The organism is Streptomyces himalayensis subsp. himalayensis (assembly GCF_013778455.1).
In the GTDB taxonomy this organism is placed as follows: Bacteria; Actinomycetota; Actinomycetes; order Streptomycetales; family Streptomycetaceae; genus Streptomyces; species Streptomyces himalayensis.
In genome coordinates this window covers 1-20,032 of record NZ_JACEHE010000046.1, presented here as the reverse complement: position 1 = coordinate 20,032, position 20,032 = coordinate 1, and the positions used below count along the sequence as shown (strand labels likewise).

Sequence of the window (20,032 nt, the reverse complement as noted above, 5' to 3'; positions counted from 1 at the left end):
GGCTTACTCCGGGGCTCCGTAGATCAGTGACTCCAGGGCGTTCTGGTAGGTGGTCACGGCCTGGTGAACGCCGTACTCCTTCTTGCCCTTGATCTGCTGCTCCCCGATGTACGCCTTACCCTCGGCCGAGATGCCGCCCGAGGACTGGGTGGAGCTGGACAGAGCCTGCCCGGTGTCCATGTCGTACTCCGTCGTGGTCGTCTGCACGACCGGGTTGCTCTGCTCCGCGGAATGCAGAGCGGACGCGAAGGCGCCCAGCTCGCCGGCCCCGGGGTCGCGGCCCATCATGTTCTGGAACAGCTGGGTGGCCACGGAGCGGGCCGTGTCCGGGTCGGTCAGATCCACCCGGGTGTCCGTCTGCTGCGCCTTGCCGTCACCCAGGTACTTGCCCGGCCCTACGTACCGGCGCTCACCCGTGGCGGTGTTCACCTCGAACACGCCCTGCTGAACCCATTGGGAGCCCTTGCCGCCGCCAGCGGCGCTGACGTAGGACGCCATGATGTCGATGGGGGTAACCCGCTTGCCGGCGGCGCCGTAGCGCGCCGACTCCTGGACCAGCTTCTTCCAGAGCTTGCTGGCCTCCATCGCCCCGTCGCCCAGCTTGAGCTGGCCGCTCAGGATGCCCTGGGCCAGGAAGTCGCTCTGCTGCTTCTGGGACCAGGTGAAGAAGTCCTGGTAAGCCTCCTCCTCCGTGGCCCACACGGCCCTGGAGGTCCGAGGCGCCCGGCCCGCCCTCTCGTCTACGGCCGTGGCCGGCCCTCGGGCCTGCCCCATGTAGACGTACGCGCCACCTCCCGTGGCGCCGGTGCCCGACTTGAAGCGGTCCGCCCCGGCGGCCTCGCCGCCTGTTCCACCGCCACCCGCTGCCCGGATTGCCACTAGGCCACCTCCTCCTCTTCCTCATCCGCCATGCCGGCTATCTCCAGCGCATCCACGCCCAGGTCCCTGGACAGGTAGCGATGGAAGAGGTCTCCGAAGCGGGTGTCTTCTTCGACCAGAGTGTCTACGAAGCGGCCCCACTGGGCTGCCAGGTCGGCGTTCGACTTGGCCGCCAGCGTCTTGGCGCCTCCGGCGGCGTCACGGGCCAGCAGCTCCTGCAGCAGGGCCTGGCGCCCGCCCAGGTACTCCTGGAGCTTGCGCAGGTCGGTACGGCTCGGCTGCTTCGCGAGGTCCGACCGCGCGATGGCCGTCAGGTTGGGAATCATGCGGTCGTACTTGCGGACGTCGAAGGTGAAGAAGTCCTTCGACCACTCCTCGTTGTAGTACGGGTTCCTGGAGCCGTCCGGGTAGGTCGGTTCCGAGTACAGCGACGTGTACGAGCGCTTCTCGTCAAGCAGGTCTTCCGCGCCCGGGTCCTGGAAGGAGTTCAGGCCGCGCTTGTGCAGCTCGGCCGTGACGCGGTTCATCATCTGCATGTACTTCGTCCAGCCCAGACGCTTCTGGTTCTCCTTCATCGCCTCGTCGGCGCTCATCCGGGTGCGCTGCATCTCCGCACCGCCGGGGATCAGCGGCGTGGAGAGCTGGTACGTGTACGCCTCCGGCGAGAAGGGCCCGTTGCCCTCGGGGCCGACGATCAGCGCGGCCAGCTCCGGGTTGGCCGCGATCAGGTCCGCGTACTGCTTGGTCAGCTCCACGGCCCGCTGGGTGGCGGGAACGCCGCCCACGTTCTCCGTGGTCGCCTGCGCGAAGATGAAGTGCGACTCTCCGAAGCGCTTCAGGTACTCCTCATCCGCGCTCAGCGGGTTCTTTCGGCGCAGGGCGTTGTACTGGTCGCGGAAGAACTGGTACTTGTCCGGCTTCTGCGTGGCGAAGGGCTGGGTCCAGGCCGAGACGGCCGACCAGAGCCAGTAGCTCTTGGTGCGGTCGGCAATCTCCTGCGCCGATGGCATCGGCTTGCCGAGATTCGCGTGCTCATACGCGGCCTGCTGCATGATCTGCAGCTTGATGCGCTGGTACCGCTCGTCGCTCGTGTCCCAGGCCGTCAGGAAGTTCTTCGCGTACTGCGGCAGGGCCTGCTGGGCGAAGGTGTCCGTGAGGTTCCCGGGCGTGGGTCCGAACGGCAGGACGCCCATGTGCCGCAGGATCTCGGCATCCTTGGGCTTGTCCTTGACGAGCAGGCTCGCCGGGATGGATACGATCGGCCCGGTACCCGGGTTGAACCACGGGTCACCCTGGGTGATCATGTTCATGGAGTCCTGGCTGATGGACCAGTTGCCGCTGGAGTCCATGCCCCAGACCTTGCCGATCGGCCCGTTCGCGATGAACTTTGGGACTCGGGTCATGATCCGGCGCTCGCCCTTGGGGACGAACTTCGGGACGAGCTTCTTCGCCTTCTCGTCCCAGACCATGACTGTGCCGTCGCGCTGGACCTTGTTGCCGTCCAGGTCCTGCATCCAGCCCCAGGAGATCGGGGCGTTGAAGAAGATCGAGGCGTACCCGACCGTCTGGGGCCGGTCGGCGATGATGCGGGCCCAGCGCTGCCACGCCTCGGTCGTGGCCGCGAAGAACGGGCTCATGAAGCGGAGCATGGACGCCGCGTCCGAGCGGTGCGCGATGTCGAAGACCAGCTTGCGCGTGTCCTTCAGGGCCAGGCGCCGGGCCGTCTCTGCCAGCCGGTCGGCGTCCTTCTGGGAGACCTTGGCGCCCTGCTTCAGCTCCTGACTCGTCAGGTTGCGGGCGTGGCCTTCGTAGAGCTGGTTGAACAGCGGGTGGCGTGACATGCGGTCGGCCGGGATCGAGGCGGCCCACTTGTACCACCAGTCAATGACCCGGTCCACGCTGCGGCTGGTCGCGTTGGAGCCGGCCAGAGCCTCCCCGAGGTTGGTCGTGTGCACGAGGGAGGGGCCGTAGCCCACTTTGGCCATCTCGGTCAGGTATTCGATGTCGGCCTCACCCTTCAGGGCGGCCTCCCGCAGGCCGCTGCCCGGGGGCATGTACTCGTTGACCTCGTGCCAGACGCTCTGCGCTATGCGCTCGTTGGTGTCGTACTGGATGCCCAGCCGCTTGCGGTACGCGCGCCCCTGGGGCGTGTGTGCCAGCCAGTGCGCCATCTGGTCAGCGGACTCGCCCTTTGCTGCCTTAAGGGCAAGTTCGTCCTGCATGATCATGTGGTTGATGGCCTTGTTCCAGGACTCCACGTACAGCGAGGGGTTCTGGGGGTACGAGATCGGCGCTGCGTCTTTGTGGTTGTAGCTCTTGATCAGGTTGGAGTGGATCAGCTGCTTGTTGCTCTGCAGCAGCGTGCGCAGGCTGTCATCCGCGCTGATGAGCTTCATGTAGTACTCGCCCTGCTCGCCGGCCAGGGCGGGGGGCAGGACCACGCCGGGCGCAGCCTCGATCTCCTTGTAGAGCTGCGAGGACTGGCGGAAGCCCTTCAGACGTACGGCCTTGGCGGCCTCAGCGTCCGTGAGGCGCGCGGTGCGCTGTGTGTTCAGGTCGTTCAGCAGGTCATCGAGCTGGGCCAGCTTGGTCTTCTTGCCGGCCGAGTGGCCAGCGAGCCGCTTCTCAACGGTCTTGGCCTGGGCCTCCAGCTTGGTGACCAGCTGCTGCATGGCTGCCAGCTTGACCGTGTCCGCGGGGTCCATGGCATTCAGCTTGTTGCGCGCATGGCGGGCCCGGTCCAGGGCCTTCCTGTAGTCGGCCCGGTGCACGGCCTCTCGCTGGGCAACCTCGGTCCGAAGCGCATCGGCCTGCGGCTTGAGAGCCACGATCTCGCCATCTGCATACTTCATGCCCTCGCGGGCCACGGCCTCCCGGGCCTCCGCCCTGGACGCCGCCTTCCAGTGGAAGAGGTTGGTTGCCAGGTTCTTCGTCCCGTACCCGGCGCGCACGACCATCGCCGCGGCGCCCACGCGGGCCATCTGCCCCACCAGGTCATCCCCCAGCACGCGGGGGATGTAGCCAAGCCGGAAGAGCGTGGTGAACTTCCACAGGTGGCTCATGAAGTCCAACCCGTCAAGGAGCTTGTCCGGGTTGCCGATGAAGTCCTTCGTGCGCAGCGCCTTGAGGGCACTGCCGTGGCGGACAAGGGTCCTGTCCAGGGCCTGGAGGTCGATAAGAATGTGGTTGTTGGCCAGCTTCGTGGCGAGGTTCGGGTGAACCTTCAGGTTCCCGTCGGCGCCTACGAATTCGTCAACCAGTCGCTTCGAGTCGGGGAAGTTCACACCCGAGTACCGGCGCATCTCCTCCTGACCCCGGGTGATGTTCGCCCTGTACTCCCGGTACAGGGCCTTGGCCTCGTCGGAAGTGAACCCGCGCCTCTCGGCGACCGCCTTGACGCCGTGGCCCTCGATCTCGTCCAGGATGGCCAGGCGCTGGCCCTCGGTGGTGGTCTGCAGGTACTTGTTCAGGTACTCCTGGCGGATATCCGGGCCAATGCCGGGGATGCGGGCCAGGTGGCCGCGTAGCTCGTCAACGGCCTCCGGGTGGATGTCGTCCACCGCGATGATGCCGTTAGGGTGCGCCTCCTTGAAGGAGCGCACCATGGTCAGCGAGTTGCCGAAGAAGTCGCTGCCGTACGCCCGTGAGGCAACGATGGCGGGCTCTCGGTTGCGAGCGGTCAGGCTGCCCAGGGCGGGCCCGGTGCGGTAGCTGGCTTGGGCTGCCGTCCGCCGCTCCGCGCGGCCGGTTGAGTAGCGCGTCAGGTTGATGGCGTCCAGCTCGCCATAGTGCTTCAGCATCGCGTCGTACCGGGCGGCCAGGTCTTCATCCGCGGCAATCCGCCTGCGCAAGATGTCCTGCTGCTTGGTGACCATCTCCAAGGCCCGCGGGTTGTTCTGTGCGATGACGCGCGGAAGGGCCTCCAGGTTGATGGCGGCCAGGCGGGAGCTGTCCTGCACCAGGCGGGCGGCTGCCACCTCGTTCCCCGCCTCCAGCTTGGCCCTGGCCTCGATGTCACCCAGGGTCGTGCGCAGGAAGAGGTTGACCTCTTCCGGGCTCTTCAACTTCGAGATGATGCCGCCGGCCCGGGGACCCAGCCCCGACTTCTTGAACATCGAGAGATTGTTGATCAGCGCAGGGTTGTCCTTGTTGGCCCACAGGAACTCCTGCGTCTTGGCCATGGTGGAGCTGGCCATCAGCCTGCTGATGTCCTCGCCGGACCACCCGCCCTTGGGGCGGGGCTTGACCACCGCGGCCGTGCGGATGCCGCCGGCAACCTTCATGCCCAGGATGGTCGGGTCCAGCCACCAGCGGGCGGCAAGGTCCGTAGCGCCACTGGCGAAGGTGAAGAAGGAGACGTCACGCCTGATCTCCTCAACAGCCCGGTTGCCTACGATGGGCAGCCCGGCTTCTCCAAGGATGCTCTGCTGCTCGTCCTCGCTCAGCTTGTCCCAGCCGGGCGGCAGATAGGCCTTCGGCGGGGTGGCGTACAGCGGCCGGCCCTTCAGGATCTCCTCGACTTCGCCGTGGTTGGCCCAGAACGCCTGGCCAGGGCTGACGTGCTCGGCAACGTCCCACGCCTTGCCCCAGGCTGACGCCTTCAGCAGGTCGCCGAAGTTCCCGTTCTCCGCGTGCGTGCCCTGGAGCAGGAACGTCGACATCGGCTGAGAGACGCCGTTGTCGTACAGCCATGCCATGCCGTGCAAGGCTCGCTCTAGGCCGTGCCCGACAGGCTTGCCGATGTTGCGAGAGATGACGTTGTTCGGCTCGGCCGGGGTAGCCCGGACGGGAACCCGCTCGCCGTTGACCGTCACGTACTTGGTCGGGCCCTGCTCTTTGCCGAATACGTTCTCGTCGACCCAGTCTCCGGCGTCGCGGAGCGCGCCACCCTCGCCGAAGATGTCGCTCAGGAACCCGCCGAACCCGTCGCCCATCAGACCTCCGGCTCAGCGAAAGACATCTCTGAGGGATAGACGTCGATCGGCGTCGCAGACGCCTGCAGCCCAAAGGCGAGGTCATAGCCGACGTGGTTGGCGTTCGGACCATGCATGGCCATGTCCACGGCCAGGGCCGGGGCATCCGCGAGGAATCCCATGTAGTTGCCGATGGTGTCCCACCAGTCCATCAGGCCATCCCCTTCAGCATGCGGACGAGATTCCGAGCCGCCTTCGAGCTGCCGGGCTGGTTGGCCATGTGCTCGAAGACCGGCAGGTACGCAACCAGTCGCCGCATGTCGTCGTCCGGCTGGTTCGGCAGGCCCAGGGCCTCCAGCCCCGGACCGTCGCCCAGTTCGGCACCGGCCGTCACCGGAGTCTCCGGCTCCTGCGTGGGTGCGTCGAAGCCCACCAGGTCCGCGGTCAAGTCCGCGGCCTGAGGGGCGCCGACATCCCCGCCCGGCGACGCTGAGACCGGCGCAGCCTGCTGCATCTGCTCCAGCGCCTGGCGCTCGCCGTACGCGCCACCCGAAGGCGCGCGCACGGGCTGAGACGACCCGCCGTCGGTGCGCCTGGAAAGCGCACCCGGCCCGCTGACGGGGGCCGGGTTGCCCGGCTGCCGATATCCGCCGCGGGCCATGGCTCAGTGCGCCCTTCGCGAGTCGCTGCTGCTGGTCGGGCTCGGCTTCGAGCCGAGAGAGGTCGTGTTCCAGCCCGCGACGTTCGGCGTCACGGTGTTGCCGTCGGTGTCGCCGGAGTTGGAGCCCTGCATGGGCGTCTGCGTGTTGGGGCCGATCATCGAGCCCTTCAGGCCGGCCATGGGCTGGCTGCCGCCCTCGTGCATCGGGTCGCCCGCGAATCCTTCGCTCACTTCTTGCTCCCTGTCTTGTGGTCGCTGCAGTACTTCGTAGGCCGTGGCCCCTTGCTGACTGCCCGAGGATTCGTGCAGCCGTCCGTGATGCACTCGCTCTCGCGCGTGCTGTGCCGGTCCACGGCCTGACAGCCAAGCCAGTGCGTGGCTTGGCCGTTCTCGGCCGGACGGCCGCAGGTTCCGCAACTCATGCCGGAACGCTCCGCTTCACTGAGGCGGACGCCGTCGGGCGCCCGGAGCTGGTGAGCCCTGCGAGCAGGCTCATGACGTCCGGCTTACCGCCGGGGCCCATCTGGGCCTGGCCGGGGGCGATGCCGCCCGGCATGCCCGTGGACGGGTTGATGCCGAAGGGCACCCCGGCGCCCTCTTCCGGGGTGCCCGGCGGAGCCCCGCCCGCGGACGTGGGGGGCGCGGGCTGGGGCTCCGGCTGGAACGCGGTCAAGATCGCCTCGTGCATCGGCATCTTTTCCCGCAGCTCGATGATCTTTGCTGCCTGCGTGAGCAGCATGGTCGGGTCCATGCCCTGCTGGGCCATGATCCCGACGCTGGAGAGCAGGGCGAAGATGCCCTGCTTCAGCGCGTCTACGGTCTGCTCCTTGTCCACCTCGGCCTGGAGCATCGACACGTCAATGTCCATCGGCAGCTGACGCTGCACGAAGTCCCGCGAGACCAACTGGTCGCCGCGGAGCTGGAGAAGGAAGATCAGCGCTTGGTTCGGGTTCATGCCGGAGGCGAAGCCGTAGCTCACACTCACCCGGAAGTTGCCCTTGATGTCCTTCTCGGGCGTGTAGGTCTCCTCGAAGGGAGTCCCGTTGATAACGCCGCTGATGGACTTCTTGGCGTCCGGCCAGAACTTCTCATCCATCTCGAAGGCGAGTTCTAGGGCCTGTTCCAGCGCGTGCCCGATCATCAACTGGCCGGTGGCCACCTGGATGTCGTAGCCGCCGTTCAGGGCGTCCACGCCCCGGCCGGTGATGATCGAGGCGTCCACGTCGCCGGTGGCGCTGGCCGGCGTGCGCGTGCCGCGCATGACCTCGGCCGACAGAAGCGCATCCTGCTGCCAGGCCGCCTGCGGCATGTCCGTGCCCACCCGCCGGATCTTCTCCGGGGAGTTCGTGCGAATCACGGCGTCGTCCCCGAAGGGGATCTTCTGCACGTCCGTCGGGATGGCCAAAGGGGCCCTGACAGTCTGCTGGGTGGCTTGCAGGCCCAGCATCGCCATGCGGTTGCGGGCCAGCATCGGCCACACGACGTCGTCATACTGGCCGCGGTCCTGGTCGTCATACGACGGCTTGCGGGCGACCGCGACGGGGACCTTGCCGAACGTGTTCGGCGTCTCCATCAGCACGAGGTTCTTACGCTCGGGCATGTAGAGGACGTATGACGTCGCGTCGCAGAACTTGACCAGCTCCAGTTCCGTGTCCCCGGTCACCTGCTGCCCCATGGGCCGGTCCCGGCCCAGGATCGCGGTCTCGTGCTCGGGGAACTTCGCGGCGAGCTGTCGGGCAGGCTCGCGCCAGACCTTGGTGTACGAGCGGACCCGGCCGTTCAGGTCGTACTCCACGTATGACTTCATCGGGTTGTCGATCCGCAGCCGCGGACGGCCCTCGGTGAAGTCCGCGTCCACCACGATCGGCATGGACCCGTACGTGAGGTACCAGTCGCAGCCCTGCGGCATCTTCGCCTTCAGGTTGCTGTCGATGATGTACGAGTACGCGATCTTCGTCTTCTTCGCGACGAACTTCTTCGCCCGCTCACTCGTCATCACGCCCGAGGCGCAGTTGATCGACGGCAGCGGCGCCAGGTTCTCCGCCAACTGCCGCGCGGACGTGTCGATCAGGTTTGCGGTGATCGGCCGCGGCCAAGCGTCCGGCATCGAGCCCGGCGCGATGTTGTCGATCTTCTGCGCGCGGGCGTCGTAGATCGTCTGGTGCCGTGCGTCCCGCTCCTGGGCGTCACGGCGCAGCGCCTCGACCCGAGCCGCGATCTGCGCGATATCTGCCATGACCACCTCCTGCGAGGGCGAAATGTACGGCCTGTCCAGCTACTTCTGCGAGCGCAGGGCCTTCACGGCGGCCTCCAGGGCCGCTACGCGCTGCTCTAGCGTGAGCTTGACCGCCGTGACCACGCCGCCCCACTTGCCGGCTGGCAGGGCCAGGCATGCGGCGATGTCCTTGCGGAACTTCAGCATGTCGATCCCGCGGGGGTCGACCTTGCCCGGCTGCCACTCCTTGTGGGCGATGGCGGACTTGGCCGTCCAGCCGTAGTGGCGCAGGATCGCGGCGTTCGCCTTCACCATGGCGATGTACTGCTTGGCGGGCCACGGGTCCTTGCCGTCTCCGAGGTTCTCGCACTCGAAGCCATAGAAGTGCGCGTTGCCGTCGGTGTTCGCCTCGTTGTCCGCGGGCGGGTAGTCGCCGTAAGACTCGAGTTTCACGGCCGCCAGCACGTCGTCATCCCCGAGGCCGGCGTGATTCGCCCGGCCCGCCGAAGTCAGCCACACCGTGCCGGACTTCGTGATCACGCCCTGGCACAGCGGCCCCGGCAGGGTGGAGTGGCCCTTATAACACAGGGCTACGACATCGACCCCCGGACCGGTCGCAGTGTGGTGCGTCATGGTGCCGTTGATCGGGCCCCAGGCGCCCTTGTGGTTGCGGTTGTGCGTCCGCCAGCTCCCGTACTCCTTGACCGTGCAGCCCTCCTTCTTGAGGACGGCCAGAAGCGTGTCCGGACTCATGGGTGGTGCCATGTCAGGCCCCTTCGGTATGGATGACCAGCTTGAATTCCGCGAGCGTGACCCGCCGCGGTACGTCGTCGTCGTGCGCGACAAGCAACCCGAGTGGCGTGCTCGGGTGCACCTTCATCTGCCAGACCTTGGTGAAGGACTGCATGCCGCGGCTTGGCGGCCGGTGATCCGTGGCTGTCGAATCGGGCGGGCCGTACAGGCCCAACGGGTCACGCGTGAAGCGGTCCCTCAGTTCGACGTATCCGCCCGGCTCCCACTGGATCATGGCGCTCAAGAAGCCCCAGCCGGGGGCGATCGGCCAGATCAGCCCCGAGCGGTCATCGGCGCGCCAGTCGGTGACCTGGCACCCGTCGGGCTGGGCAGCCTGGTGCATGCGGTGCTCGTCAAGGGACTCGGAGGTCCCGAACGGGAAGCGGAGGACGTGGTATCGGCCATCGTCCGGGACGGGCTGCGGGCTTTGGGTCTTCAGTGAGCAGACGAGCATGGCTACACCCCGAAGATCAGGTGGGAAGCCAGCCAGGCACAGAACCCGGCAATCACTGCGATGCCCACGGGGCGCCACGGCCGCCGTGGGTCAATGCCCGCGAGGCGGCGCAGGAACGCTGACAGCGTCCGCTCCCTGCGCAGCAGGGCCCGGCCCTCCAACACGACGAAGGTCGCGCCGGCAGCGGCCAGGGCGACCGCCCAGACTCCGTCAGTCACCATCGAAGGCTCCCGTCCCACGCACCCGCACCCTGCTGCTGCAGGGCGAAGTCAATGTCCACGACCATCTGGCCGGCCTGGTCCCGCTCCGAACTGAACTCGTTGCTGTTCACGTGCCAGCCGGAGAAGTCCGACACCATCAGCTCCCGGCAGCGGATCTCGGCGAACCACAGGGCCATCACGGTGTCCGTCAGGCCCTTGGTCTCCGGGAACCACGAGCACAGCTGCTCGATCAGGGCGCGCACGCCCTCGGACTGCGTCTGTGACGGCAGGCGGATCAGGTTGTTGCCGCCCTGCCAGCCGTCGAACAGCGTCGCCATGGACGCCACACCAAAATCCGGGTCCCACTTGTTGGAGTTGGTGTGGTGCGGGCTGATCAGGCAGCCCCGAGCGGTCAGATAGCTCTTGATGTCCTGGTCCTGCGTGATCGACGCCTGGTAGGCGTTCTTTTCGATCCTCCACTCAGTGATCGAATAGCGCTCCGTCAGGCGCTTGATCTCCGCGCGCATCTCGTGCGGCGGCATGCCCCGCTTGTTGACGACGTCCAGCACCCACCGGACCCCGGTCCGGCGGTCCAGGCCCATGACCACCATGGCCGTGCAGCCCGCGGCGGCTGGGTCCAGTCCGGCTATGACGAGAAGGCCGTCCATGCCGTACTTGCGGTGCTGCGACTGACCGTCGAACATCCGGCCCGGATAGCGGGCCCGGTCGATACAGCCCTGCACGTCTGCCTGCTTGAAGACTGCGTCATCGGCCACCTGGTCCTGCATGTAGACCATGGACCAGTTCCGCGGCGTCATCTTCCGCCGCTTCCTGGCCAGAGCCTCCCCGTGCCACATTGGCCACAGGCCATCCTTCGGCCAGCCCTGGGCCTCGGCCTGCTTGCGCGCCTGAATGGTGACCGGCGGCCGGTTGGTGGCCGGCCACAGCGTCTCCCAGTCCTTTGGATCGTCGGCGAAGTTGAGAACGGCCGGCTGTGTGAGGTACGTCCAGGGGCTCTGCCCCTCGGAGTAGTACTGCGGCTTCAAGATCTCCGAGTACAGGTCGACCGTGGCCATGCGCGTACCGATGAGCAGCATGCGCCCACCGACGTCGGCGACACGAGAGCCGACGATGTTCTGAATCCAGTCGATCTGGGCTTCAAACTGCTGGTGGTTCGTGTTGTCCACGCAGTCATCCATGATGACCAAGTCGGTACGCGTGCCGTAGATCTGGCCGCCGATACCGACGGCCTCCACGGTGTACTCCTTCTCGCCGGAGTCGGCGCCGGCCACACGGATCTGCGTGGAAGACCACGTGGAGGCGCCCTCGGCGTACCCGCCGGGCGGCCCGAACGCCTGCTGCAGGTCGATGTACGACTCAGACTCGGCCAGGCGCTGCTTGATCGAGAACAGGAACTTCGCGGCCATGGACTGGGTCTTGGACACCAGCAGGATGCGGATGTTCGGGTCCTGCACGATCCGCCACACCACGTAGTTCACGGTCAGCGTCGTGGACTTCGCGTGCTCCGGCGGCGTGTTGACCACGATCTGGTCCTCATCGCCGCGCACGTACCGCTGCGCCGGGTGCAGGTTCCTCGGCTCCCGACCCTCCAGCAGGTCGTACCACTGCAGGTGATGCGTGAAGAGCTGGGTCTTCAGGTACCGCTCACAGAACTCCGGGAAGTCCGGGACCTCTTGCTTCGCGCCCTTGGCCTTCTCGATGTTGCTCTGCAACGCCCGGTCGATCAGGTCCCGGAAGTCCGGGTCTGTCTTGCGGTAGTAGTCGTACGTGGAGCGCACGCAGTTGGCCTGCCGGCACCCCTCTTCGATGGTGTGCCCCATGCGGACCGTCGCCAGGATGATGTTCTTGCGGTCCTGGCTGGACGCCTTGCTGATCCGGCGGTCCCGCGGCTTGGCCAGAGACCCGTCCTTGTTGACCGTCAGGCGGGCCATCAGTCGTCATCCCAGGCGACTTCGGCGCGCAGCCGGGTCTGCGCAAAGTCGAGAAGGCCCATGAGGCGGTGATGCGGCACCTGGCCGCCCCCGTCAGGTAGAAGGGTCCCGACCTGAGTGACGTGCGTGCCGTCGCTCTCGTAGCGCTGGGTGGACGTGATGACCAGCCATTCCGTCAGTACGCCGTCCCCGCCCTCCAGGCGGTTGACGTCGTCCACGGCTTCAGCGAGACGCCTGTACGCCTCGTTCTTCTCGAAGCTCACGGCCACCTCCCCGCGCCTGGGGCCCCTTGGGGGGCCAACCAGCGGGCGAGGGTACGTGCGCTAGCACATTTCTGCTATCGCTTGTAGGAAGCTACAAACGCCTACGGAAAAGTTCGTAGGAAAATACGAACGGCGACACGCCGTAATGGATCGCGGATCTCAAAAAACGCCAGCTAAGCTCGACCCAGCGAAGCTCGACCGGAAGGGAAAGCACCTCCCGGCCTCGCTTAGCGGCGGACCAAGTCCGCAGCAGACGGCCCAAGGCCGTCAGCCCAGCTCAGGCCCCCTCCCGGGGGCCTTTCGCATGCGCGGCGCAAGGCCGCTCCCCAGCGGCCGATAAGCGCCGAAGAATGGGGCCCCAAGGGCCCAGCAGAGCCGACTGAAGTCGGCTCAGCACTGGGGGGTTTGCAGCAGATCTCTGGTAGGAGACCAGAGATCGGGGGCGGAGCTGGTTTTAACACCTCGGGGTCATACGAGGTGAGAAAACCTGCAGGTGAGAGGCACTTGAGCTGCCGAGAGAGGCAGCTCCGCCCCCGATCAGGGGAGGGGGACACTCCCGACCCTGATGGGTCGCTCGGTCCCCAGCACTGCTTACCCATAGCCGTGTGCCTCTCGGCACACACATGCAAGGCACCCATGGATGGACCACTGTTGTGGTCCATAGCTGTGCGGCCCAAGAGGACAGGCCGCACCCATGGGAGCGCCACTGATGTGGCGCTCTGCTGTGCCTCGGGAGCAGGCTTCGCCTGCCTCCCTCACCACCGCCGCATGTCTTCCCGCCAGCCCCTCCGGGGCGTACGGCGGAAGGGGGAGTCGAGCCGCTGTGCGGCTCCCTGGCGGCCTATGGCCGCCCGCTGAGCTCTCGGCATGGATGGCTGCGGCCGAGACCTCAGCTGGGGCGCACAGCCGCAGCTGAGGGCCGCATGGCTGCGTGCGTCGTCGAGCGCACGCCAGAGCCCTGTTTCATGATCGTCTTCTATGTGCCGGCGGAACCGGCCATTCCATGATCGTTTAGCCCTCACAGTGGCCCATCAGGCCACATAGATGACCGTCTGTAACGCGCAGTGTGCCATGTGCATATGACATCGATGCAGGTAGCAGCCATGGGCGCGCTCCCATCGCGACACACCTTCACGTTTCCCTCACACGCGGAGTAACCGAGCCCAGAACCATGAAGATGGTCGTTCGAATCTGTTCGATCGAAAGTTTCGATAGGCAGGCAACCCTAATCACTGCAGGTCAGCGCAGGGTTCAAAAGAATCTTGAAAAACCTTGCTGAACCCTATTGACCAGAACGCTGGTCACCGCCAATCTGGTCACACGCCACCAGGGAGCACCGCAAACGCGGAGGAACTGGGAGGTACCGAGCGGCCGGTTTCACAGGCCGTTCACACGCACCGCTCGGCTGGCTTACATGCCCCCGAAGCGGACAACTGAACAGTGATCCACCCCGAGGACCGTTAGGGCCTTAGGCGATTGACGCCGATAGCGGGTGGTGCGGAGACCGGGCCTCACGGCCCCACGGGACCGCACAAGCTGGCTCCCCTGGCTTGGGCAAAGGGTGAGCGGTAGGCAGCAACCGGGATGCTGCGAACGGCTCTTAGAGAGCCACACAAAGCCACGAGGACGGGCCCTCACGGGCCCGTCGCTCGTCATGTGGGCACGGGCGTTACCCATCCGGGGAGTTGGACGCTCACAGCGTCCGTGCCTGCATGATGAGTGATGATCATGGTTCGGCCGGCATTTCCAGGAGAGGGGAAATGATCATGGACGTACAGCAGCACACGGAAGAGGGCACCACCTACCGCACGGGACAGGCCGTGCAGCGCGTGGACTACGAGAACGACGGGACGCCTGCCTACTTGGGGCGGATCACGCGTATCGAGATCGAGAACGATGAGGCCACGTACTGGATCACGTGGGAGGGTGCGGCACCCGACCCGCACGGTACGTACGCGTTCAACCTGATCTGATCTGCCGGAGCATCGAGCGGCCCCGTGGTGCCACACGGGGCCGTTGGCTTGCTCTTACAGAACAGAGCACATGCCGTGCATGGGGTGCCACCCAGCACGCATGCAGTGATCACACTGGAGAGGCAGTGATCATCATGGAGAACTACGGAACCATCTGGGTGTGCGTGGACTGCCTGATGCACCACGCGAACGGCGAGTGTGGCTCGTGCAACGGCCTGTACGGTCCGCACGACGAAGAGCCGCTGAGCGCCATTGAGGCGCCGTACACCGTGGCCATGGGCATGGCCTACGAGGAGCACGCGGAAGACTGCGAGACGCGCATTCAGGGCGGCGCTCCGGATAACTACGAGTGCGACTGCGAGACCAACACCTACAGCACGTCGCAGTGCGAGGGGTGCGGGTCGTGGCTGCATGGCGAGCGCCACGCGATGACGCTCTTCAAGGACTGACCATCCGCCGGAGCATCGGAGGCACGTCACGTACGTGCCTCCCTTTGCTCTTACGGACGAGAGCACGCGCATTCCTGGGTGCCACCAGGGGCGCGCGTCAATGGTCGCTACTGGAGAGGCACCGACCATGCTGCAGTACGAGAACGACGACCGCGCTATTGCCCGAGTGATCGCATCCCTGTCTGAGGGAGAGACGATCGACCACGGCACGGCCCGCGCCATTGCGGCGCCATACAACGACTACCGCACCGAGCACTTTGTCTCCACGGGGTACATGCCCCAGGGTGACGCTGAGTGGCTGATGGAGGCCATCTGCCGCGGTGTGGACCAGACGGCACTGGACCGCGACCGCGAGGCACTGGGCGCCCTGCGCGTATACCTCAGCGAGCGCGAGGAGAACGGCGACACCGGTCGCGTGGACGGCTGGTCCGACATGTGGGTGGCAAAGCATGTCGACTACCCGCACGAGCCGGGACGTCTGTACGACTGCCCCGCATGCGAGTCGGAGTGCCACTGCATCGAAGAAGAAGAGCCGTGCGTTCACTGCTCCGCTCAGTTCGAGGGGGCGTGACCATGATCTTCCCCGAGACCGAGATCCGCTACGTACCGGGCGCGTCGTTCGCATGCTTCAAGCGTCCGATCATCTCGCCCGATGGCGAGACCGGGCCGGAGTGTGGCGCTGAGATCGTCATGCATGGCTTCTGGTGGTGCGCGCAGGTGTGCCCGTCATGCCTGGCGAACTACTTCACCAGCGGCGCGAGCAGCCAGCACATGGGCCTGGACACCGCGGGCTTCTACCCTGCGGACACCGCGGCCCGCGTCCGCGAGACGATCGCGGCCAACGGCGGTCAGTACGTGCCGCAGTTCTGATCATCCGCCGGCGCAGGCCGAGCGCATCCCCTCGGGGGTGCGCTCCCTTGCTCTTACGGATGAGAGCACAGAGCCCCGGGGTGCCACCCGGGGCTCTGCTACGGCGCACACACCTTGGAGAGGCAGCGCCATGGAGATTGTCTACGCGATCGGCGATGAAAGCTACCGCCGACACATCGCGCTCAACGGCACGGAGACGCTCTGCAGGAAGGACGCGGGAGGTCACGTGCTCGGGGCGCTCCCTGTCAACTGCGACGCATGTCGCACGGAAAACGGTCGCCTGATCCGCCGCAGCATGGATGGGGGCGAGTGATCATGGCCGAGAGGATCAGGCTGCAAGCCGTCGGCTGGGCGCCAGCCGACGAGGTCCAAGCGCTGGAGGTGGGCGACTGGATCATGTGGAACTTCGGCAGCACGTCCGAGGTAACCAAGATCGAGACCGTGTCGCCCATGTTCCTGCTCATCTCGCTCCAGTCGACGAAGACCGGAGAGAGGGAGAGGCCACGCAAGCTGAAGAGGACTTCGCTCGTGGCCCGCGTGCCGCGCAAGGGGGGCGAGTGATCATGGTCGACACCGCCGAGTACGGCTCATCCCAGCTAATCAAAGAGGTGGGCTGGAGGCTGAACAAGGAGATCACGCGAGAGGCGTACCTGAGGGACCTGGCGTACGCCGAAGATCTCCGGTTCTCCGTCCATGAGTGGCGCGGCGAGGACCGCGCCGGCAAGCCCATGGTCATCTCGTGGGTGGCCACACCGAACGGCGCGGCTCTGTCCGCGTACGAGATCACGGGGCGGGCGTGAGCATGGACTGGGCTGTGTTCGACAAGAACGACAAGCGTCTTGCTGGCCCCTACGACGACGCCGCGGACGGTGAGATTCGGGCGGAGGTTGAGGCCCGACAGTTCCCGGCGGACGTCGGAGCGTGGGCCGCACCGGTCTGCGACTGGCACCCGCAGGTAGCCCGGGAGAGCTGCTCCGGATACCCCCACGACTAACCCTGACGCACCAAGCTCCGGCCAAACCCCCCGGCCGGGCATGAGCGAGACCCCCTGTTTCCCGGGAGAAGGGCAGGGGGTCCACTCGTGCACCAAGCCCCCGGCACCCCCCCGCCGGGCCCCGAGAGCCCCTGCCCACCCTCCCCAGGGCAGGGGCTCTCCCCTTCCCCTAGTCCGTGCGCTCAGAAGTCCGCATGCCCGATGTCTGCCTCTCCACAGACGGGCGTGCGGGCCTCTGGCTCGCACGGGCCAAGCCATGACCTACGGAGAGGTGGACCTCATGGCGAACACGGAGTTGCTGCGCAAGACGCTGCAGCACATCAAAGACAACCCCGAACAGTGGGACCAGAAGCGCTGGCACAAGGACTTTGCCGGCTGGTCCCTGCGTCTCGGCATCCCGGACGTCAAGGTCAACACCGACGCCGACGGCATCGAGACCCTGTACCAGGGTGACGACCGCGTATGGATCGACGACATCGCCACCAAGGCGGAAGAGCTGCTGCAGCTGGACCGCGGCCAGGCCATCCGCCTCTTCTGTGGCGCCAACACCATGGACGACCTCTCGGCCCTGGTCGACGAGTTCGCGACCTTCGGCTGAGAAGGGGGCCGACATGGCCCAGACGCGCGTACAGAAACCCCGCCGAGTGACTGACAAGCGGCGCCTGGCGCGGGATGATGCGCCAGAAGAGCAGGAAAGGCCGGAAATCCGGGAGGACATCCGGCACTGGTTCAAGGAGAGGTGAACCAAGCCATGCTGACGGCTGAACAACTGATCAGGCAGTTACGAGCCCCCGACCAGACGGGCATGGGGCGCGTCGAGAGCGCCGACGCCGGCGCGTACAACCTGGATCGCCTGGCGTCGCTCGACGCCGCGGCGCAGACCATCCGGGTGTGGGATAGCACGGTGATCCCCGGCAACCTTCAGACGCCCTCGTACTCGGGCGCGGTCATCGAGGCCGCACACCCCAAGCTGCCGCACTACGAAGTGCGGCGCAGGGTCGTGCTCAAGGAGCAGCGTTCCAGGGCCTTCCTGAAGCGCACGTTCGATGAGCGGCTGAAGCAAGCCTGGTTCGTCATCGGAGAGCGCGCCATCACGCAGTGCATCCATGGCGAGATCGACGCCCATGGGCTGCAGCTCTGGCACCTGCTCAGGCTGGGTGCTCACGCCAAGGTCGTGATCCAGGTACTCCCCGAGAAGAAGGTAACGCCGGGACTGGCGGACCAGTTCGCACTGTATGGCCTGGACGAAGGTCACCGCGTTGGCTACGTTGAGACGATCATGGGGTCTTGGTACTCCACACGTATCGACGACGTGGCCAAGCTCCACTCCACATTTAGCGACATAGCGAGTGAGGCCATGTCCCCCCTGTCGACGGCGCACTTCATCCGAGAGGTTCTCAGCTCATGGCGGAGCGAAAAGAAGGAGTCACCCGAAGGTACCGAGGAGGAGACTTCTTCTTCTCCTCGTACAGCCGGGCAGGTGACGACTGCATTGGAGTCGCAGGATATGGCGCGGACGCGTCACCGGATGGAGCCGTAGCCATCCTGGACTCCAAGCGCCAGGACGGCCCCGTCCTGGAGGTCACACAGGGCGCCTGGAGCGCCTTCCTGGCGTACGCCAGGGTGTAACCCCCCCGCACAGACACGAAGCCCCTCCGGCGCCGATCGGAGGGGCTTCGTCATGCCTCGCCCTTGTGGGGCGGGAAGAGCGTCACGGCCGACGGGCCGTGGCTGGTGCATTGGGGTAGCTCCCCGATGTCGGACGGATAGCTCAGTGGCAGAGACCCCGGGTGGGGTGACGTGGGTTCGATTCCCACTCCGTCTACGGAACCATGGCAGGCGCCACGAGGAACGCCGTGCAGCCCCTTCGGGCAGCTGCATATCCCGAAGGGACGGCCAACACCTCAGCGCGGGCGATGAGCCCTCACAGGTTCCGGTGAGTTTCGCTCCAACCACGAAGATCTGCCAGGAGGAGCCGTAAGGGTCGGGCCGGCCTGAACTTGATCAATCGGCCACCGCGGCCCCGCCCATCCAGGGCGGGGCTGTCTCTCTCACTGGGGGGTGAGGAATGGAACAGACCAGACAACCAGCACACACGTTGCCACCGTAAACGATCTTCTCTCACATATTCCGCACCGGCCGGCGAGACGACGGGCGCCCTGCCCCCACCGGGGCGTCAGCCAGATCGCACTGAAGGACCCGAATTCGGAAGCCCAGTACGCCAGTTCGCGCACGGAAGTGGTGGGAGTGGTAACCGGGAGTGTCCAGTCTTTTCCCTGACCGGCGCAGTCCGGACACATTCGGTTAAGTTTCCGGCAACAAAGCACCAAGACGGGGTCCAGACCTCTGGTCATGCCTCCACACTGGGCCGTGCTGCCAAGGACAACCGAAGAGGGATCATGCCACCGAGGAAGAAGATCGACTTGCCAGACCACGTCAGAGACGCGGTGCTCGCCGACGTGAAGATGGACTACGAACAGGCCATCAACGCCGACGAGCGCTCAAAGATCAGGATCTACCTTGCCACCGAGCAGGGGCTGAGCACGTACGAACTCGCCGAGGAACTGAGCGTCAGCCAGTCGGTGATCAGCAATTGGAAGCGCCAGGGCGAGGAGGCATACAAGCGCCGTGAGCAAGCACGAGATCAACAGCTTGGCGAAGATCCTCTCAGACCCGGAGAACTCTTCGCGCACGGCTGAGGAGATCGCCGAGCTGTGCATCAGTGCCCTTGACGACGCCAGATCAGCGACTCACCGCCTGGCCGTGGTCGGCCAGATTCGATTCGGGCCCCAGGAACCCACCCACACGGTGGTCCTGGGGCCTTTCCGCGCCCCGCTGCTGTTGCGGGACGAAGACCGCTTCAAGGCCGCTCTGGAGCGGCCCTGCACGGCCGCGAGGGACGCAGGCGGGCACCTCGCCTGGGATGCCAAGACCGGCCGCGGGCAGGGCCGCTTCCTGCTGGCCCCGGCGTTCATGAAACCCCGGGACGCCTGGGACTTCTACCGGGGGGCCGGCCCGGCCGAGACCATCGTTCAGGCTCTCGCCGAGGACCGGCCCCAACACCTTGGGCCGGCGTGCATCTGCGGCCTGAAGGACGCCATGGCGTGCCAGTTCTGCGGGGACCCGTACGTACGTCACTGCCCCCTGCACGAGCCGGGGGCCGAGATACACCGTTGCCGCAAGGCGGCATGACCCCGCCCTTGTGGGGCGGGAAGGAGGGGGACATGCAGGACGGAATATCCGCCGAAGAGGCCGGCGCCTGGCTGCGCAAGCACCTGGCGTCGGCGCCGGAGCGGGATGAGTTGTGGTACCGGCGAGTGCTCAACATCTATGGCGCACCGGCCGATTCGACAGAACCGCTTGTGCCCGAAGCGCCCGCAGCCTAGGGTCTGTTACATGCGCTTGCTTGAAAGAACA

The 20,032-nt window shown here is 66.2% G+C and carries 25 protein-coding genes and 1 tRNA gene; 15 read left to right on the top strand and 11 right to left on the bottom strand.

Translation table 11 applies throughout. From position 1 onward, the window contains the following. Window positions 1–3 precede the first annotated feature (3 nt). The 11 genes from H1D24_RS38220 to H1D24_RS38170 form a co-directional block, all read right to left on the bottom strand. Window positions 4–879, bottom strand: coding sequence for a hypothetical protein (locus H1D24_RS38220; protein ID WP_181662350.1), 876 nt, complete (start codon window positions 877–879; stop codon window positions 4–6). Further along, window positions 879–5,813: a hypothetical protein gene (locus H1D24_RS38215; RefSeq protein WP_181662349.1), complete on the bottom strand. Its 4,935-nt coding sequence runs from the start codon at window positions 5,811–5,813 to the stop codon at window positions 879–881. Before H1D24_RS38215 ends, H1D24_RS38220 begins: the two co-directional genes overlap by 1 nt. After that, complete coding sequence (locus H1D24_RS38210) at window positions 5,813–6,004, bottom strand: hypothetical protein (RefSeq protein WP_181662348.1); 192 nt, start codon at window positions 6,002–6,004, stop codon at window positions 5,813–5,815. Before H1D24_RS38210 ends, H1D24_RS38215 begins: the two co-directional genes overlap by 1 nt. Beyond that, window positions 6,004–6,357, bottom strand: coding sequence for a hypothetical protein (locus tag H1D24_RS38205; RefSeq protein ID WP_181662347.1), 354 nt, complete (start codon window positions 6,355–6,357; stop codon window positions 6,004–6,006). Before H1D24_RS38205 ends, H1D24_RS38210 begins: the two co-directional genes overlap by 1 nt. A gap of 99 nt (window positions 6,358–6,456) precedes the next feature. Beyond that, entirely contained in the window at window positions 6,457–6,684 is a 228-nt protein-coding gene (locus tag H1D24_RS38200) for a hypothetical protein (protein WP_181662346.1), read from the bottom strand. Window positions 6,685–6,871: 187 nt separating this feature from the next. Beyond that, window positions 6,872–8,689, bottom strand: coding sequence for a hypothetical protein (locus tag H1D24_RS38195; protein WP_181662345.1), 1,818 nt, complete (start codon window positions 8,687–8,689; stop codon window positions 6,872–6,874). Between the two features lie 39 nt (window positions 8,690–8,728). After that, window positions 8,729–9,433, bottom strand: coding sequence for a peptidoglycan recognition protein family protein (locus H1D24_RS38190; protein WP_181662344.1), 705 nt, complete (start codon window positions 9,431–9,433; stop codon window positions 8,729–8,731). A gap of 1 nt (window position 9,434) precedes the next feature. After that, the gene (locus tag H1D24_RS38185; RefSeq protein ID WP_309484603.1) at window positions 9,435–9,803 is read right to left on the bottom strand and encodes a hypothetical protein; all 369 of its coding nucleotides are present in this window, start codon (window positions 9,801–9,803) and stop codon (window positions 9,435–9,437) included. 113 nt (window positions 9,804–9,916) lie between these two features. Next, window positions 9,917–10,135 (bottom strand): hypothetical protein, encoded by a 219-nt coding sequence (locus tag H1D24_RS38180; protein ID WP_181662342.1) that lies wholly within the window; start codon window positions 10,133–10,135, stop codon window positions 9,917–9,919. Next, the gene (locus tag H1D24_RS38175) at window positions 10,129–12,066 is read right to left on the bottom strand and encodes a phage terminase large subunit family protein (RefSeq protein ID WP_181662341.1); all 1,938 of its coding nucleotides are present in this window, start codon (window positions 12,064–12,066) and stop codon (window positions 10,129–10,131) included. Before H1D24_RS38175 ends, H1D24_RS38180 begins: the two co-directional genes overlap by 7 nt. Beyond that, on the bottom strand, window positions 12,066–12,329 hold the full coding sequence (locus tag H1D24_RS38170; protein ID WP_181662340.1) for a hypothetical protein: 264 nt from the start codon (window positions 12,327–12,329) through the stop codon (window positions 12,066–12,068). Before H1D24_RS38170 ends, H1D24_RS38175 begins: the two co-directional genes overlap by 1 nt. 1,760 nt (window positions 12,330–14,089) lie before the next feature. Between H1D24_RS38170 and H1D24_RS38165 the strand changes: the two genes are divergently transcribed. The 15 genes from H1D24_RS38165 (at window position 14,090) to H1D24_RS38095 (ending at window position 20,001) form a co-directional block, all read left to right on the top strand. Beyond that, window positions 14,090–14,302: a hypothetical protein gene (locus H1D24_RS38165; RefSeq protein WP_181662339.1), complete on the top strand. Its 213-nt coding sequence runs from the start codon at window positions 14,090–14,092 to the stop codon at window positions 14,300–14,302. Window positions 14,303–14,427: 125 nt separating this feature from the next. Continuing rightward, window positions 14,428–14,751 carry a hypothetical protein gene (locus tag H1D24_RS38160; RefSeq protein ID WP_181662338.1) on the top strand — a complete coding sequence of 108 codons (324 nt, stop codon included), beginning with the start codon at window positions 14,428–14,430 and terminating at the stop codon, window positions 14,749–14,751. 127 nt (window positions 14,752–14,878) lie between these two features. Next, window positions 14,879–15,322, top strand: a complete 444-nt coding sequence (locus H1D24_RS38155; protein WP_181662337.1) for a hypothetical protein — start codon at window positions 14,879–14,881, stop codon at window positions 15,320–15,322. A 2-nt stretch (window positions 15,323–15,324) separates the two neighbouring features. Continuing rightward, window positions 15,325–15,621, top strand: a complete 297-nt coding sequence (locus H1D24_RS38150; RefSeq protein WP_181662336.1) for a hypothetical protein — start codon at window positions 15,325–15,327, stop codon at window positions 15,619–15,621. Between the two features lie 130 nt (window positions 15,622–15,751). Beyond that, entirely contained in the window at window positions 15,752–15,934 is a 183-nt protein-coding gene (locus H1D24_RS38145) for a hypothetical protein (protein ID WP_181662335.1), read from the top strand. A gap of 2 nt (window positions 15,935–15,936) precedes the next feature. Beyond that, window positions 15,937–16,182, top strand: a complete 246-nt coding sequence (locus H1D24_RS38140; protein WP_181662334.1) for a hypothetical protein — start codon at window positions 15,937–15,939, stop codon at window positions 16,180–16,182. Between the two features lie 2 nt (window positions 16,183–16,184). After that, the gene (locus H1D24_RS38135) at window positions 16,185–16,421 is read left to right on the top strand and encodes a hypothetical protein (protein ID WP_181662333.1); all 237 of its coding nucleotides are present in this window, start codon (window positions 16,185–16,187) and stop codon (window positions 16,419–16,421) included. A 14-nt stretch (window positions 16,422–16,435) separates the two neighbouring features. Then, entirely contained in the window at window positions 16,436–16,615 is a 180-nt protein-coding gene (locus tag H1D24_RS38130) for a hypothetical protein (RefSeq protein WP_181662332.1), read from the top strand. 256 nt (window positions 16,616–16,871) lie between these two features. Continuing rightward, window positions 16,872–17,213 carry a hypothetical protein gene (locus tag H1D24_RS38125; protein WP_181662331.1) on the top strand — a complete coding sequence of 114 codons (342 nt, stop codon included), beginning with the start codon at window positions 16,872–16,874 and terminating at the stop codon, window positions 17,211–17,213. 141 nt (window positions 17,214–17,354) lie between these two features. Continuing rightward, a complete protein-coding gene (locus H1D24_RS43260) occupies window positions 17,355–18,155 on the top strand; it encodes a DUF5753 domain-containing protein (protein WP_309484602.1) in 801 nt (266 codons plus the stop codon). Beyond that, window positions 18,107–18,244 (top strand): DUF397 domain-containing protein, encoded by a 138-nt coding sequence (locus H1D24_RS43855; RefSeq protein WP_309484605.1) that lies wholly within the window; start codon window positions 18,107–18,109, stop codon window positions 18,242–18,244. The genes H1D24_RS43260 and H1D24_RS43855 overlap by 49 nt, the downstream gene beginning before the upstream one ends. 131 nt (window positions 18,245–18,375) lie before the next feature. Beyond that, window positions 18,376–18,440: transfer RNA gene (locus H1D24_RS38110), tRNA-OTHER, on the top strand. Window positions 18,441–19,014: 574 nt separating this feature from the next. Beyond that, complete coding sequence (locus tag H1D24_RS38105; protein ID WP_181662328.1) at window positions 19,015–19,314, top strand: transposase; 300 nt, start codon at window positions 19,015–19,017, stop codon at window positions 19,312–19,314. Continuing rightward, window positions 19,244–19,807 (top strand): hypothetical protein, encoded by a 564-nt coding sequence (locus H1D24_RS38100; RefSeq protein WP_181662327.1) that lies wholly within the window; start codon window positions 19,244–19,246, stop codon window positions 19,805–19,807. The genes H1D24_RS38105 and H1D24_RS38100 overlap by 71 nt, the downstream gene beginning before the upstream one ends. Before the next feature lie 32 nt (window positions 19,808–19,839). Further along, window positions 19,840–20,001, top strand: coding sequence for a hypothetical protein (locus H1D24_RS38095; protein WP_181662326.1), 162 nt, complete (start codon window positions 19,840–19,842; stop codon window positions 19,999–20,001). Window positions 20,002–20,032 lie beyond the last annotated feature (31 nt).

Bases quoted from the DNA above. Each gene is read 5' to 3' on its own strand.
- H1D24_RS38215 (WP_181662349.1), bottom strand. From the start codon at position 5,813: ATGGGCGACGGGTTCGGCGGGTTCCTGAGCGACATCTTCGGCGAGGGT.
- H1D24_RS38210 (WP_181662348.1), bottom strand. From the start codon at position 6,004: ATGGACTGGTGGGACACCATCGGCAACTACATGGGATTCCTCGCGGAT.
- H1D24_RS38195 (WP_181662345.1), bottom strand. From the start codon at position 8,689: ATGGCAGATATCGCGCAGATCGCGGCTCGGGTCGAGGCGCTGCGCCGT.
- H1D24_RS38190 (WP_181662344.1), bottom strand. From the start codon at position 9,433: ATGGCACCACCCATGAGTCCGGACACGCTTCTGGCCGTCCTCAAGAAG.
- H1D24_RS38185 (WP_309484603.1), bottom strand. From the start codon at position 9,803: ATGCACCAGGCTGCCCAGCCCGACGGGTGCCAGGTCACCGACTGGCGC.
- H1D24_RS38180 (WP_181662342.1), bottom strand. From the start codon at position 10,135: ATGGTGACTGACGGAGTCTGGGCGGTCGCCCTGGCCGCTGCCGGCGCG.
- H1D24_RS38175 (WP_181662341.1), bottom strand. From the start codon at position 12,066: ATGGCCCGCCTGACGGTCAACAAGGACGGGTCTCTGGCCAAGCCGCGG.
- H1D24_RS38165 (WP_181662339.1), top strand. From the start codon at position 14,090: ATGATCATGGACGTACAGCAGCACACGGAAGAGGGCACCACCTACCGC.
- H1D24_RS38155 (WP_181662337.1), top strand. From the start codon at position 14,879: ATGCTGCAGTACGAGAACGACGACCGCGCTATTGCCCGAGTGATCGCA.
- H1D24_RS38150 (WP_181662336.1), top strand. From the start codon at position 15,325: ATGATCTTCCCCGAGACCGAGATCCGCTACGTACCGGGCGCGTCGTTC.
- H1D24_RS38145 (WP_181662335.1), top strand. From the start codon at position 15,752: ATGGAGATTGTCTACGCGATCGGCGATGAAAGCTACCGCCGACACATC.
- H1D24_RS38140 (WP_181662334.1), top strand. From the start codon at position 15,937: ATGGCCGAGAGGATCAGGCTGCAAGCCGTCGGCTGGGCGCCAGCCGAC.
- H1D24_RS38135 (WP_181662333.1), top strand. From the start codon at position 16,185: ATGGTCGACACCGCCGAGTACGGCTCATCCCAGCTAATCAAAGAGGTG.
- H1D24_RS38125 (WP_181662331.1), top strand. From the start codon at position 16,872: ATGACCTACGGAGAGGTGGACCTCATGGCGAACACGGAGTTGCTGCGC.
- H1D24_RS38105 (WP_181662328.1), top strand. From the start codon at position 19,015: ATGCCACCGAGGAAGAAGATCGACTTGCCAGACCACGTCAGAGACGCG.
- H1D24_RS38095 (WP_181662326.1), top strand. From the start codon at position 19,840: ATGCAGGACGGAATATCCGCCGAAGAGGCCGGCGCCTGGCTGCGCAAG.